Origin of the sequence: Lysinibacillus sp. JNUCC 51 (assembly GCF_015999525.1) — a bacterium.
Lineage (GTDB): Bacteria > Bacillota > Bacilli > Bacillales_A > Planococcaceae > Lysinibacillus > Lysinibacillus xylanilyticus.
In genome coordinates, this window is the sequence record NZ_CP065545.1 from 2,847,791 (window position 1) to 2,861,653 (window position 13,863).

13 protein-coding genes are annotated in these 13,863 nt (G+C 34.9%); 12 read left to right on the plus strand and 1 reads right to left on the minus strand.

Annotated elements, in window-relative coordinates; genetic code table 11:
• Positions 1–5 precede the first annotated feature (5 nt).
• The 7 genes from menC (at position 6) to JNUCC51_RS13815 (ending at position 6,886) form a co-directional block, all read left to right on the plus strand.
• Positions 6–1,112: an o-succinylbenzoate synthase gene (gene menC, locus JNUCC51_RS13785; RefSeq protein WP_337988545.1), complete on the plus strand. Its 1,107-nt coding sequence runs from the start codon at positions 6–8 to the stop codon at positions 1,110–1,112.
• A gap of 295 nt (positions 1,113–1,407) precedes the next feature.
• On the plus strand, positions 1,408–2,460 hold the full coding sequence (locus JNUCC51_RS13790; RefSeq protein WP_134023784.1) for a YkvI family membrane protein: 1,053 nt from the start codon (positions 1,408–1,410) through the stop codon (positions 2,458–2,460).
• Between the two features lie 381 nt (positions 2,461–2,841).
• Entirely contained in the window at positions 2,842–3,792 is a 951-nt protein-coding gene (locus JNUCC51_RS13795; protein WP_337988546.1) for an ABC transporter permease, read from the plus strand.
• The gene (locus tag JNUCC51_RS13800) at positions 3,785–4,738 is read left to right on the plus strand and encodes an iron chelate uptake ABC transporter family permease subunit (protein WP_337988547.1); all 954 of its coding nucleotides are present in this window, start codon (positions 3,785–3,787) and stop codon (positions 4,736–4,738) included. The genes JNUCC51_RS13795 and JNUCC51_RS13800 overlap by 8 nt, the downstream gene beginning before the upstream one ends.
• Complete coding sequence (locus JNUCC51_RS13805) at positions 4,735–5,496, plus strand: iron ABC transporter ATP-binding protein (RefSeq protein ID WP_337988548.1); 762 nt, start codon at positions 4,735–4,737, stop codon at positions 5,494–5,496. The genes JNUCC51_RS13800 and JNUCC51_RS13805 overlap by 4 nt, the downstream gene beginning before the upstream one ends.
• A 63-nt stretch (positions 5,497–5,559) precedes the next feature.
• A complete protein-coding gene (locus JNUCC51_RS13810) occupies positions 5,560–6,570 on the plus strand; it encodes a siderophore ABC transporter substrate-binding protein (RefSeq protein ID WP_337988549.1) in 1,011 nt (336 codons plus the stop codon).
• 1 nt (position 6,571) lies between these two features.
• On the plus strand, positions 6,572–6,886 hold the full coding sequence (locus JNUCC51_RS13815) for an antibiotic biosynthesis monooxygenase family protein (protein WP_100544940.1): 315 nt from the start codon (positions 6,572–6,574) through the stop codon (positions 6,884–6,886).
• 256 nt (positions 6,887–7,142) lie between these two features.
• Here the strand turns inward: JNUCC51_RS13815 and JNUCC51_RS13820 are convergent, their stop codons facing one another.
• Positions 7,143–7,775 (minus strand): hypothetical protein, encoded by a 633-nt coding sequence (locus JNUCC51_RS13820; protein ID WP_337988550.1) that lies wholly within the window; start codon positions 7,773–7,775, stop codon positions 7,143–7,145.
• A 483-nt stretch (positions 7,776–8,258) separates the two neighbouring features.
• On the opposite strand from JNUCC51_RS13820, the gene JNUCC51_RS13825 reads away from it, so the two are divergent.
• The 5 genes from JNUCC51_RS13825 to JNUCC51_RS13845 all read left to right on the plus strand — a co-directional run bounded on the left by JNUCC51_RS13825 (position 8,259) and on the right by JNUCC51_RS13845 (position 13,553).
• The gene (locus tag JNUCC51_RS13825) at positions 8,259–9,161 is read left to right on the plus strand and encodes a polyprenyl synthetase family protein (RefSeq protein ID WP_337988551.1); all 903 of its coding nucleotides are present in this window, start codon (positions 8,259–8,261) and stop codon (positions 9,159–9,161) included.
• 8 nt (positions 9,162–9,169) lie between these two features.
• On the plus strand, positions 9,170–9,328 hold the full coding sequence (gene comX / locus JNUCC51_RS13830; RefSeq protein ID WP_337988552.1) for a competence pheromone ComX: 159 nt from the start codon (positions 9,170–9,172) through the stop codon (positions 9,326–9,328).
• Positions 9,329–9,399: 71 nt separating this feature from the next.
• Positions 9,400–11,622 carry a sensor histidine kinase gene (locus tag JNUCC51_RS13835; protein ID WP_337988553.1) on the plus strand — a complete coding sequence of 741 codons (2,223 nt, stop codon included), beginning with the start codon at positions 9,400–9,402 and terminating at the stop codon, positions 11,620–11,622.
• Positions 11,606–12,220 carry a response regulator gene (locus tag JNUCC51_RS13840; RefSeq protein WP_337992232.1) on the plus strand — a complete coding sequence of 205 codons (615 nt, stop codon included), beginning with the start codon at positions 11,606–11,608 and terminating at the stop codon, positions 12,218–12,220. The genes JNUCC51_RS13835 and JNUCC51_RS13840 overlap by 17 nt, the downstream gene beginning before the upstream one ends.
• 433 nt (positions 12,221–12,653) lie before the next feature.
• Positions 12,654–13,553 carry a hypothetical protein gene (locus JNUCC51_RS13845; RefSeq protein ID WP_337988554.1) on the plus strand — a complete coding sequence of 300 codons (900 nt, stop codon included), beginning with the start codon at positions 12,654–12,656 and terminating at the stop codon, positions 13,551–13,553.
• The last annotated feature ends 310 nt before the right edge of the window (positions 13,554–13,863 follow it).

Consider the following 13,863-nt stretch of genomic DNA (forward strand, 5'->3'; position numbering starts at 1 on the left):
ATCTTGTGAAACTAGAACAGATTACAGTAAGACATATAAAAATGCCTATGAAAGCACCGTTTACAACGAGTTTTGGCACAATTGATGAAAAAGAACTTTTACTTATAGAAGCGATAGATCAATCAGGAACTGTAGGATGGGGAGAAGCTGTAGCCTTTGTAGCGCCTTGGTATACAGAGGAGACAGTGAAAACAACATGGCATATGCTTGAAGACTTCTTAATTCCCATCTTGTTACATAAAGAGGTTGGGCATCCAGATGAAGTCAGTGCTTTGTTCTCCTCTATTCGTCGTAATTGTATGGCGAAATCCTCTATTGAAGGGGCTATATGGGATATTTATGCGCAACAAACGAAACAATCACTTGCTCAAGCGTTAGGCGGAGATAAGGAGCAAATAGAGGTGGGTGTTAGTGTAGGTATTCAATCTTCTACAGAAGCATTAATTGATTTATTAAAAGGCCATGTAAATAAAGGATATAAACGAGTAAAAGTGAAAATTAAGCCAGGCCATGATGTAGAAGTTATTCGTGCTATTCGAGCTGAAATGCCAGATTTACCATTGATGGTAGATGCTAATTCGGCTTACTCATTGAGCGATATGGATGTATTACAGCAACTTGATGCATTTAATTTATTAATGATTGAACAGCCATTAGCTGTTGATGATATTGTCGATCATGCTAAGCTACAACGAAAGTTAAAGACGCCTATTTGCTTAGATGAAAGCATCACCTCCTATGAAGATGCTCGAAAAGCGATAGAGCTTGGTAGTTGTGGTGTTATCAATATAAAAATAGGGCGCGTAGGCGGATTAACAGAAGCAAGAAGAATTCATGATTTATGTAAGGAAAATAATATTCCCGTTTGGTGTGGTGGTATGTTAGAGGCAGGAATCGGACGAGCGCATAATATTGCATTAACGTCGCTCTCGAATTTTGTATTACCTGGGGATACTGCAGGCTCTAGTCATTATTGGTATGAAGATATCATTACACCTGAAGTAATTGTAGAGGATGGTTATATTCATGTGCCACAAACGGCCGGAATTGGATATACACCTAATATGAAAGTAATTGATAAGCTAACAATCAGTAAGAAGGTCTATCAATAATAGGTTCATCACCAAATGTTGTGGATGACTTTTGATAAAATGTCTACTATGTAAATAAGTTGATTGGAGTGGACGCTGGGTGACTCCTTGGGGATAAAGGCTAAGAGCATCACGCCCTGTGATAACGCCTTCGTGACTAACATCCTGTTGCCCCAAGCTGCTCATCGGACGCCCTCGGGAAGCTCTGCTCTGCGCGAAAGCGAAGCGGCAGCGATAAAAGCGCCCAGTCGGAACGGAAATCAACCACGCGTTTTGGTGATAACCCCAATAATAGGATAAACAGGGAGAGAACTGATTGAAAAAAAGTTTGCAAATCGGTGGTGCCTATGTAGGAATTATCGTCGGTGCGGGATTTGCATCAGGACAGGAAATCGTACTATATTTTACGAGCTATGGCTTTCATGGAATTTATGGTGCACTTATTGCTACAGTTGGATTTGCCTTAGTAGGAATGTGCATTGCTCAAATTAGCTCGAGGTTGCGTACGACATCGCACAAGGATTTAATTTATCAAATTTCAGGTAATGCTGTAGGTTTGGTGATGGATTATTTACTGTCGCTCTTCTTATTCGGTGTAGCAGTAATCATGTTTGCTGGAGCAGGTGCTACGCTTCATCAAATGTTTGGACTACCAGTTTGGCTGGGGAGCATCTGTATGATTGTACTTACTATCGCGACAGTTATGATGGATGTGAAGAGTATCATAAACGTTATTGCTATTGCTACACCCTATCTGCTAGCAATTGTCTCGATAATAGCGGTCTATTCATTAGCTACGATGGATTTAACCTTTGTCGAACAAGCTGTTATTGCACAACAAGCACAGGTAAGTTCTAAAAGCTGGTGGGTTACTGCTTTACTGTATTTGTCTTTTAATATAGGTGTATGTTTTTCGCTTTTAACTGTTATGTGTGGATCTATTCGCAATGAAAAAGTGGCGGGGATGGGAGGTATTATTGGTGGGATTTTGCTTGGAGCTTTAATTCTACTTATTAACCTGTCTCTTCTTGCAAAAATGAATGTAGTCGTTGGTATAGATATACCGATGCTAGCTTTGGCAAATGAAATTCATCCTCTAATTGGTCTATTGATGTCCTTTTCCTTATTAGGGATGATATATAATACAGCAGTGGGGATGTTCTATTCATTTATGGTGAGATTTTTAAAACCTAATAAGGCCAGTTTTAAGGTAACTGCCGTTTTTATCGGTGGTTTAGGTTTTTTAGCAAGTCTTGCTGGTTTTACGACGCTTGTAGCCAAGCTATATGCGGTGATGGGGTACGTTGGTTTTATATTAATAGTTTTAATTGTTCTTGCATGGCTCAAGGGTGTTCGACGAATAGCTTAACTTCTTTCAGCAATTATTATTTGTACCAGTCGCTATGCTTTCGGGCAAAGACATCCGCTGAAAGAGGTTAAAGCCGCCTCCGGACGCAATTATATCGAGGCATAATTGATTTAATAGGGTGATTGAGAAAAAATTAGTATTTTATTCTCAATTACCTTTTTATTTTTGTGAAAAATGTAGAGAGTTTTAACTTCGCAAATAATACAAAATGCAAATATTCCGTTGAGAATGCTCATTTTTTAATTATTATCAAATAAAACGAGAATAATTCTCAATTGAAGGTTGACTGAGAATGGAAACACGCTTATAATGAGAATCGTAAGTAATGATAATCATTTTCAATTAATATTACTAACAAAAATGAATCTACCGGGGATTACAATGAAAAAAAGATATCTTTTAACAGTAACTGTAGTGCTGTCTATAGTTTCACTATTTATCGGAGTAGTTGATATAAAACCGAGTGATCTATTAGACTTCGAATCAGAAGAGACTAGACTATTTTTTATTAGTCGTATACCGAGACTTGTAGCAATTTTGTTAGCAGGTGCAGGTATGAGTATTGCTGGTTTAATTATGCAAAGCTTAAGTAGGAATAAGTTCGTGTCACCAACGACAGCAGGTACATTAGATGCTACAAAGTTGGGGGTACTAATTTCGATGATGTTTTTCACAAATGTCACGTACTTTCAAAAAATTTCCTTCGCTTTCCTATTTGCTTTAGCCGGCACATTATTGTTTATGCAAATATTAAATCGAATAAAATTTAAAGATGCGATCTTTATACCGCTTATTGGCTTAATGTTTGGTAATATCCTTTCATCAATTACAACGTTCTTTGCGTATAAAGCAGATATTATCCAAAACATTTCTGCATGGTTACAGGGAGATTTCTCATTAATGATGAAAGGTCGTTATGAGCTTTTATACATAAGTGTGCCCGTGCTGATTTTAGCTTACATTTATGCGAACCGCTTCACAGTGGCAGGGATGGGTGAGGATTTTGCAAAAAACCTGGGTCTTTCCTATAAATTCGTTGTGAATTTAGGTTTAGTGTTAGTAGCACTTATTTCGACGACGGTGGTGCTAACAGTTGGTGTGATACCGTTCCTTGGTTTAATCATTCCAAATATAATTTCGCTGTTCAAAGGGGATAACCTTTCTAAAACATTGCCACATACAGCATTACTAGGTATGTCGTTCTTATTATTCTGCGACATTATAGGGCGTGTACTTATTTTCCCTTATGAAATTCCGATTAGTATGACTGTCGGTGTCATCGGAAGTGCGATCTTCCTAATTATGTTATTTAGGGGGAAAGCATATGCGTAACCGTACAAAAATGTTGATTTTACTAGCTTTAGCTGTAGCATCTATTTTACTATATGTATTTTATGAACTTAATGGTAACTATCATTATGCGTTCCCACGCCGCCTTATTAAAGTGGCAGCGATGTCGTTAACAGGGATTGCGATTGCTTATTCAACTGTAGTCTTCCAAACGATTACACATAACCGTATTTTAACACCAAGTGTAATGGGACTTGATGCATTATATATGATGGTTCAAACGTTCATCTATTTCTTCTTTGGATCTATGTCTATATTCGTTATTAATGCCAAATACAATTTCTTACTAGCTGTTTTAGCTATGGTTGTCTTTGCCGTGATTTTTTATCGCGTATTGTTCAAGGAAGGAAAACGTCCGATTTATTTCTTGCTGCTTGTCGGTATGATTGTCGGAACCTTTTTAGGAAGCGTAACAACGTTCTTCCAAGTGTTAATAGATCCGAATGAGTTTTTAAGCTTACAAAGTAAGATGTTTGCAAGCTTCAACAATGTCAATTCGGATTTAGTATGGCTTGCAGGTGTGGTCATAATCATTACCTTTATTTATGGCTGGCGTCATATGAACCAATTAGACGTAATGTCGCTTGGACGTGATACAGCAATTAACTTAGGGGTACCATATGACAAGCTTGTACAGCGAATGCTGATATTATCTTCAATATTAATTGCCGTTTCAACAGCTCTTGTTGGGCCAATTACGTTCTTTGGTTTAATCGTATCAAATTTATCGTATCAGTTTTTCAAGACGTACAAGCACTCTGTTATAATTGCAGGTTCTTGTGTAATGAGTATTGTAGCTTTAGTCGGTGGACAGTGGATGGTCGAACGTATTTTTAATTTCGATACAACACTAAGCGTTATTATAAACTTCGTAGGTGGCGTATACTTCATCTACTTATTATTGAAGGAAAGTAGGTCAGCAGGATGATCCAAGTAAAAGAAATATCCAAGTTTTTTGGGAAAAAACCGGTCATTCAAGATGTCAGTGTCGATGTTGCACCAGGGAAAATTACGTCTTTTATCGGACCAAATGGTGCAGGAAAATCAACATTGCTTTCAATGGTAAGCCGTTTACTTAATGCAGATACTGGGGAAGTATTACTCGATAAATCAGATGTACGTCGTTGGAAATCGGACGATTTTGCGAAGCGTGTATCTATTTTAAAGCAGTCAAACTATATGAATGTACGCCTAACAATTCGTGAGCTTGTTTCATTTGGTCGCTTCCCTTATTCGAAAGGAAATTTAAAGCCTGAGGATGAGTTAAAGGTAGATGAAGCAATTCAATATATGAATTTAGAGGATATTCAGCATAATTATTTGGATGAATTATCGGGCGGTCAACGTCAACGTGCATTTATCGCTATGGTTATAGCACAGGACACAGACTATATTTTGCTTGATGAGCCGCTTAACAATTTAGACATGAAGCACTCTGTGCAAATCATGAAAATTTTGCGTAAGCTCGTTGATGAGTTAGGGAAAACAGTTGTCATCGTATTACACGATATTAACTTTGCTTCCGTATACTCAGATCATATTGTCGCATTAAAAAATGGACGTGTTGTCAAAGACGGTCCAACAAATGACATCATCAATTCTGATGCGCTTAAGGAAATCTATGATATGGATATTCCCGTACAGGAACAGAATGGTTGTCGCATTTGTGTGTATTTTAATTCTTAGAAATAGTAAAGATGGCATTACCATCTTTCAACTATAAAATAATTTTAAAGGAGCAATTTTACAATGAAAAATTGGAAAATACTTACTGTATTAATGGCGATGATGCTATTAGTATTAGCTGCTTGTGGTACTAAGGACGAGGCGAAAAAAGAAGATAAAGGTTCTTCAACGGATAACAAACCTGCTGAAGAGAAAAAGGAAGAAGCTACAGCTTACCCAATTACTATTCCAGCTATCAAAAATGGTGAGGAGACTTTTAAAGAAGTAACTCTTGATAAAATGCCTGAAAAGGTCGTTGTATTTGACTATGGTTTCCTTGATACTTTAGATGCTTTAGATGTTAAAGTTGCAGGTGTTCCACAAAAATCAGTTCCAAAGTATTTAAGCAAATATTCTGGTAAAGATTATGTAAATGTTGGAGCTTTAAAAGAGCCTGATTTTGAAGCAATCTCTTCTATGAATCCTGACATTATTTTCATCTCTGGTCGTCAAGCTGCAGCTTATGATGAGTTATCTAAAATTGCACCGACAGTATTCGTAGGTGTAGATGCAAAAGATTTCATGCCATCATTCAAAGCTAACGTTGAATTAGCTGGTAAGATCTTTGGTAAAGAGAAAGAAGCTGCTGATGCATTTGCTGCTTACGAAGCAAAAGTAGAGGAAGTTAAAGCGAAAACAGCTACAGCTAAAGAAAAAGCTTTAATAGTATTAGGTTCTGAAGGTGCATTATCTGCATATGGTCCTGGTTCACGTTTCGGTGTCATCCATGATGTATATGGTGTAAAACCTGCTGATGATAAAATTGAAGTTTCTACACATGGTGCTAACGCATCATTTGAATATGTACGTGACACAAACCCAGATATTTTATTCGTAGTTGACCGTGATGCTGCTGTAACTCCAGAAGGTGAGTCTGGTACAAAAGCTGCAATTGAAAACGAAATCGTTGGTGCTACTAACGCTGCGAAAAACGGTAAAATCTTCTATTTAGATCCGCAAGTTTGGTATTTATCTGGTGGCGGTTTAACTTCTGAAACACAAAAAGCTGATGACATTTTAAAGGCGTTTAAATAATATGTTTGTACAAATTAAACGTATTGTCGTTACGGAAGGGAATTCGGATAAAGTTGTTGAGCGTTTTGGTGCTAAAAAAGATGGCCCATCATTGCTTGAACAACAGCCAGGCTTTATTGATAAGCAAGTACTTGTAAAAAAAGTACGACGTGGTGATGAAGAAGTGCTAATAGTGGTTCGATGGGAATCAGAAGAGGCATGGAAAAATTGGGAGAAGAGTCCTGAGCATATTGCTGGTCACAAAGCAAGTGCTGGTAAACCGAAGCCTGATCATATCATCGAAAGCGGCCAAGAAGTTTATTATGTAAAAGGTTAATAATTAGAGGTGTCTCAAAGTTCATTTGAGGCACCTTTTTTCTTATGAATAGGACATGAAGCTTAGTACTATTCGATAGAAATGCAATGATAGATAGTTAAAGTGAAGGATAGAGGAGCGAAGGGGGCGAATAGAAGTCAATACGACGGAAAGAACCCCCAAAGCGACCTCAAAGAACTATTAAAAGGGCATAGAGAACGATATTAACTAAGAAAGGTTAGGCACATATCTATACCTGTGCCAAACCCAGTCTAGATTAATGTTTAATGGACGTTTTATTCCATGCATTAAATGGTGTAGTAATATTAAAAGAAATACCATTGTCACTTATGGCAACCTCGGTGAAAGAGGCGGTGAATTGTTGTCGTGTCCAACTTACTTTCCCTAAAGGGGACATTTCCTTTTTCAAATCTGAATTAAGAAGATAAAGAGGTAAGCCGACTGTTTCTCCAATTTTAACTGGATTTCCAATTGACGAAGCGCTAGAGCAATTGCCTCTTGCATTTATAATACTAAAGTTTGGTGACGTATAGAGTATAGGTGTATGTATGTTTAATTCTGAGGTAAATGGACTTATTAAAGGCAACATAGACAGGCTTTCTTCAAATACCCTTGTAATTCCATAATGTTCCATAAAACCGTCCAGCTTTTGCTGAAAAGTATCTTCAAATCCGGGAATATTGCAAATAAAATTTGAAAATGTAGATTTGCTTTTATACTCTGCTAATGTTTCTTTAAAAGCCTGTTGCTCAGCATCAATAATTATTTGCTCAATATATTGTTGTTCTTTCGAAGGCCTTTTAATAGTAATTTCTTCTTCAGAGACAAAAATTGCACAGGAAAAATTAGCTGTAAGTATTAAAACGTTATCATTTAATTCATTTTTCATTTTAATCACTCCCAATGTTTCGAGAATTTCCTTGTTAATAGATTAAACGAAAATGGTACATCACGATAAGCTTTGGAGATTTCCGTTCTATATATAGCTCTAATCCCGAGAAGCCGTTCAGTCTTCTCTCTAATCAATTTAAATACATACCATACGGTCTCGTTTCTAATGAACTTTATAACTTAAAGATTAGTGTACGAACAGGAAAATTTATCTTAGCTTAGTTTAAGCGTATCATCAGTGAGGACGCCATTTCAATGCTGAGTTTACGCCAAAAAATGGCGGTCAAAAATATAACACCGCCACTTATTTTACTATCCTTAAATAAAGAAGTGGCGTGCTTTCCACAAATACCGCCACTTTTTGGCGGTATATTGTACTAACGACGCAATGTGAAATATTACCTTATGATTTTGATGTCTAGCATTATTTACCATTAATCTGTATTATATTTAATAACATACTCGAAGGGAGAGAGGACTATTGCAGGAGCTTGACGAACAAATTAATGAGGCATTGGATATTCTAATTGAAAACGACGCGTTGATAGGTTATGAACTACGGTCGATGCTGAAAAATTTTAAGAAAGAAAAAATGGCAGCTGGCTATTCATTTGGTAAGCTATGTTATTTGCATTATGAGGCATTTACAGATTGTTTGAACGAAGACATCTATAAAGTTGCCGCAGCTATAGAACTTTTAATTTTATCCTTTGATATCATCGATGACTTGCAGGACAAGGATTCAGACTACAGTTGGACTAAAACACCTGATCTATCATTAAATGTTGCTTTAGCTATGCTAGTTATGGCTTCTAGAACTATACGTGAGACTTCCTTTGAACACAAAAATACTGCTATTCAAATACTAGAGGATTATGCATTACGAAGCATAAACGGTCAGCAACTGGATTTACTCAATACGTGTAGGGATGAGCAATCATATATACAAATGATTGAACAAAAGTCGGGTTCTTTATCATCGATGGCTTGCTTAATTGGCGAAGTGCTTGCAACAGGAGGGACATCTTCTGAGGTTGAGGAGTATGGGAAATACATAGGTATTATCCAACAGATTAAAAACGATATTCAAAGTTTAAAAACTTGGGGACCTAAAAATGATTTACTGAATAAAAGATACTCACTACCTATTATTTATCTTTTATCACAGGAAAATGATGTTTCAAAATCTGTTATAAACTATTATAATGACGATATGGATGCATTTTTAGATAATAATGCTACGGAAAACGAGTTGACAAATGGTGGTGCGATACGATATGCAATTACTATGAAAAATGTTTACAAGTTTAAAGCGTTAAATATTCTTGAAAATGTGACTATAAATGAATTAGGTAAAGACTACTTAAAAAGGTTAATGAAATGAGTGTATATATGATGAATGTAATTCAATATCTAGAAAAAAACCCAGACATAGTTGCTCTATTAAAAACACAAAAAGCATCATTGGTTGGAATTTCGTCTTTAGAACAAAAAGCAATTTTAGATGCGTTTAATAGTGAAAGAGAGTTGAAAAGTGTAGCTTGGCAGTAAAATTGTTGAGTAAAAAGTTGTTTTGGCCCGTTATAATGTTCTATTTAGTGATTGGGATTTATCTGAATTATATGAATTATAGTGGGCCTTTATTAGAAATTGGGGTAGAAAAAGAGAATGGCAAATGGGGAGTAACGCAACCTTATTTTAAAGACTGGACAGGATGGGAGAGCATTTCATCATCTGATGTTATTTTAAGCGTAGATGATGTGCCAATGGATCATCTAAATCAGGTGAATTATAAATCTAAAATAGTAGATGCTAATAAAATAACCATAATGAAGCCTAATGGTGAAATAAAAGATATACATATCAAACAATTGGATGTTCCGAATCAATTTTACTCTATATTACTATTTCCCGCTTGTTATTATTTATTAACTCTATTTATTACTATCTATCTACATTTTAATCAAAAGAATACAAAGCTTACTAACTTACTTATTCTTTTTATGTTAACTGTTGCGTTAGCTTATGTAAGCAGTGGAGTAGCTACTAGATTAAATGGAATTGGGATAATAGTAAATCGCAGTAGTATGGTATTGTGTTTAGTTATATTATTACATTTTTTAAGAGATTATTATTCATTTGTAAAAATAAATTGGGTGTTTACAAACAATATTAAATTCTTTTATATATTTCCAGTGATCTCTTTTTTACTGGCCTGTATTAGTATTTTCTATCCTGCTTCGTATAATTTTTTGGCTCAAGTAGTATTATTCCTTTTTTTCATTCTCCTTATTACTATACTTAGTATTTTATTGCTAAGTTATTTCAAATATAAATCACCTCAGTTGAAAATATTGTTATGTAGTATAATGATACCGTTTCTGCCATTTCTTTTTTTATATTCACTCCCTAACATTTTTTTGGGTAAGTATATTCTTTCAGGTGAAGCCAGTTCTTTATTTTTATTGCTTATACCTTTTAGCTTTATCTTTACACAATTAGCAGAACGATTATTTGATATCGAATATCATATTACTAGATTACGTTATTATGTAATCTTTTCATCGTTTTTTACTTTGTGGTTTATAGTTGGGTTGTATTGGTTTGCAGGAGAATATTTAACGAAAACTGTTATGTCAGGTGTTTCAATCTTTACTTTTATATCGTTAATTGTTCTTTTTTACATAAAAGAGAAAGTCGATTATCGAAAACGAAAAATCTTATTTTCGACGAAAGGGGATTATATACATCAGTTATATACAGCTGTAGATAAGATTGGTAAAACAATAAAAATAGATAATCTTCTGGAGAGATTTGTTCAAGAGGTTTCTTTACATCTTGAGCTCCAGCATGTATTTGTATTAACTTATGACCATGACACAAAGCAATTTACATCAACGGTTGAGGGAGGTCTTCCGATTAATCCAATGTTAATGGAAGATTTAAAATTAGGGGAAATTAAAAAATTTGATCAAGTCTATTTAGCCTTCCTCCATCAAGATGCTCACTATAAAAGAGCATTAGTATTGCAACATAATAATTCGATTCATTTGAAAGATGAAGAGCTTCTGTGGCTTGAATTGCTCTTACTATATGTAAATAATTTTATTGAAAATACAAAGATGGTAGAGGAACTGTTAGAGGAATTAAAGCATATGAGGCAAGCAGATGATAGTCAATTACCTTGGTTAAACAAATTATTATGGCTAAGGTTTGAAGAGGAAAAATATCAATTAGCTCAAGAATTACATGATACAAATTTGCAAGAGCAGCTTCATATTGCCAGGGAGGTTGATGTCCTAGTCAATGCGAAGGATACAGCAGATATCCAGCGAAAACTTGCAAAAATTCATAGACAGATGGTTACATCTTTACATGATTTAAGAGCTTATTGTGAAAACTTGAAGCCCCCATTATTAGATACACTAGGGTTAAACGCTGCATTAGAAAAGCTTATTCGCAAAGTAATAGAAAGATCTAGTTTTGTGTTAATTTATACGATCGATCGTCTTTATTTAGAGGATGAGCGTATGAATTTAATGATTTATCGATTGTTTCAAGAATTACTCAACAATGCTTTAAAACATTCCTATGCAACAACAGTTGAGATTCATTTGAAGGAAATGGACAATGGTTTTGAAATCATCTATAAGGATGATGGTGTAGGTTGTAATATTGAAGATATTATTATCGCAGATTCGATGGGAATTCAAGGTATGCAAGAGCGTGTAAAAGCCTTTAACGGGCAGTTTTACATCGATACACAGGCTAATGAAGGAATGTCTATTAGAATTACAGTAAAAGAAGGGAGTGATACACTTGATTACGATGCTCATAGTGGATGATCACCCTATTGTATTAGAGGGTACAAAAAATTTATTTCAAGAAAATGAAGATATTATAGTTGATACAGAAAGTGATGCAACTCATGTCATCCAGAGAATTAAAAACAAGCCATATGATATCTACTTAATTGATATAAATATGCCGTTAGAAAATGGCATTAATTTAGGACGTAACATTAAAGCTATCCAGTCAAATGCTTCGATTATCCTTTATACTGGTGATGATATTACTGATTATTATCCACTTATTTTAGAACGGAAAATAGAAGGTATTTTAGCTAAAACAGCATCTAAGGAGCAAATTTTACGAACTGTTCGAGCCATTGCAAATGGTGAAATTGTTTTACCTCAAAATTTCTTAGATTTTCTTGATAATAAATTTAAATTGCAGGATGCGAAACTCGATATACACTTAAATGAAAAAGAAAAGAGAATTTTAAGACTGATTGCGGAAGGACATACGAATAAAGCAATTGCTATAGAGTTAAATATTCCTCAGCGAACAACCGAAAGATATTTAACGCAGCTGTTTTCTTTGTTAAATGTAGATTCACGGACAGAGGCTGTAAATCTTGCAGAAAGAATGAATTTACTATAAATTGTCTGTATGTTATATTAACTTTCGTTGGTATATTTTTCAATAAAAAGGGAGAGTTTAGGTGGTTTTGGTATACCATATTTTAACTTGGTTAATTACACCTGGATTTTAATTCTAAATACCCATAAATTTTCATGACACCGCCAAATTATGGCGGTGTTTTTTGTATGTCCGCCAAATCACGCCAAAAATTGGGCAGAAGACCGCCAAAAAATTGGCGTAAATCCAACATTGAAATATCGGTGTAAGTACTGGTACGCTAAAGATAATCGTGGTTAAGTAGATTTGCTATAGTAAGTAATACTATATAAGATTTCGTTTAAAATAAGAGCCTGGCTATCTATGAAGAAAGTAGAGATTGTAGATTTTTTTAAAGTTACTAGCTAGTCAACATACTTCACCATAAAACTTTATATAAAGGTAGGCGTGTATTTTGAAAGTAGAACTTGAAAATTTATTTTCTATAGATGAATCTAGTCAAGATCAAGTTATTAATGTTTATAATCGCTATGGTATTTATATTGGTGCACCTAAAATAAGAAAAAGAAGTTTAAAGGCATCTTTTAATCCTATTTTTACATTAAATGAAGATTTAACATACGAGCATGTAGCAGCACTATATAAATCATTGGAACACGAATTAGGAATTGATTCGATCGGAGAGCGTTTCTACTTTGACTTTTCGGATAGCGAGTATGAGCAAGCACCATTGTTCACACTAAACTCAACAGGTAACTCACCTGATATGTTTATAGATGATAGAGGAACTTTATTTTCTATAAACACGCATTGCCAGCATTGCGGACTAATGGAAAAAGAGCAGCTTTCTCCATTAGTGATTGATACTACAGAAATGAAAGACCGTCATCTAGTTCATGTGAGCGGATATTGGGTTGCTTCACAGGAATTAGCGACATTAATGAAGCAAGAGAATATTAAAGGCTATGAATTGTTAGAGGTTATTCATCAAGGACCGAAAGAAGGAAAGAAAAAAGCTTTTCAAATTTTACCGACACAAGTATTACCAGAGGCTAGCGCTGAAAGAGTTAAATTGTATTTTGCGACAGAACAACCTCCATGTCGTTGTGGGTTAAGTGGGGTAATCAACGGTCCTGATATTTATAATCGCAAAGATTTAACGAATATAGAAAATGATGTTTTCCTATCAGCAGAATGGAGCCATGACGGAAGATATTTATATAGAAAGACTTTGTTCAGTAGAAAGTTTAGAGAATTAATTATTAAAAACAATATATCTCGTGAGGTAAGAGGAGAGAAGGATAAAAACTTTGGGCCGAAGGATTGGTTATTCGATCCAGTATTATTAAAATAATTCAAACTGAAGATGAGGAAGTGTATATTTTGTTTAGAAAAATAATACCTATCGTTGCAATCTTATTTATCGTTGCATTAGCTCTTTCAAATTATTTTAATAAGGCCGAAGAAAAAACATTTGTCATACCCCAAGTAAGAGGGGGCACATTGGGTTAGATAAAGTTTCACCAATCAGGCACATACGGGCAATAAATCTTGTAGCTAACTTCTTTGTGTTGGGAGTAGTAGTACACTGGATAAAAAGCCAAATTCACCTCTAGCTGACTTAAATATGATATGATGTGAAAAATATAACAGCATATGGTTTT

Bases quoted from the DNA above. Each gene is read 5' to 3' on its own strand.
- JNUCC51_RS13795 (WP_337988546.1), top strand. From the start codon at position 2,842: ATGAAAAAAAGATATCTTTTAACAGTAACTGTAGTGCTGTCTATAGTT.
- JNUCC51_RS13800 (WP_337988547.1), top strand. From the start codon at position 3,785: ATGCGTAACCGTACAAAAATGTTGATTTTACTAGCTTTAGCTGTAGCA.
- JNUCC51_RS13805 (WP_337988548.1), top strand. From the start codon at position 4,735: ATGATCCAAGTAAAAGAAATATCCAAGTTTTTTGGGAAAAAACCGGTC.
- JNUCC51_RS13810 (WP_337988549.1), top strand. From the start codon at position 5,560: ATGAAAAATTGGAAAATACTTACTGTATTAATGGCGATGATGCTATTA.
- JNUCC51_RS13815 (WP_100544940.1), top strand. From the start codon at position 6,572: ATGTTTGTACAAATTAAACGTATTGTCGTTACGGAAGGGAATTCGGAT.
- JNUCC51_RS13820 (WP_337988550.1), bottom strand. From the start codon at position 7,775: ATGAAAAATGAATTAAATGATAACGTTTTAATACTTACAGCTAATTTT.
- comX (WP_337988552.1), top strand. From the start codon at position 9,170: ATGATGAATGTAATTCAATATCTAGAAAAAAACCCAGACATAGTTGCT.
- JNUCC51_RS13835 (WP_337988553.1), top strand. From the start codon at position 9,400: ATGAATTATAGTGGGCCTTTATTAGAAATTGGGGTAGAAAAAGAGAAT.
- JNUCC51_RS13840 (WP_337992232.1), top strand. From the start codon at position 11,606: ATGCTCATAGTGGATGATCACCCTATTGTATTAGAGGGTACAAAAAAT.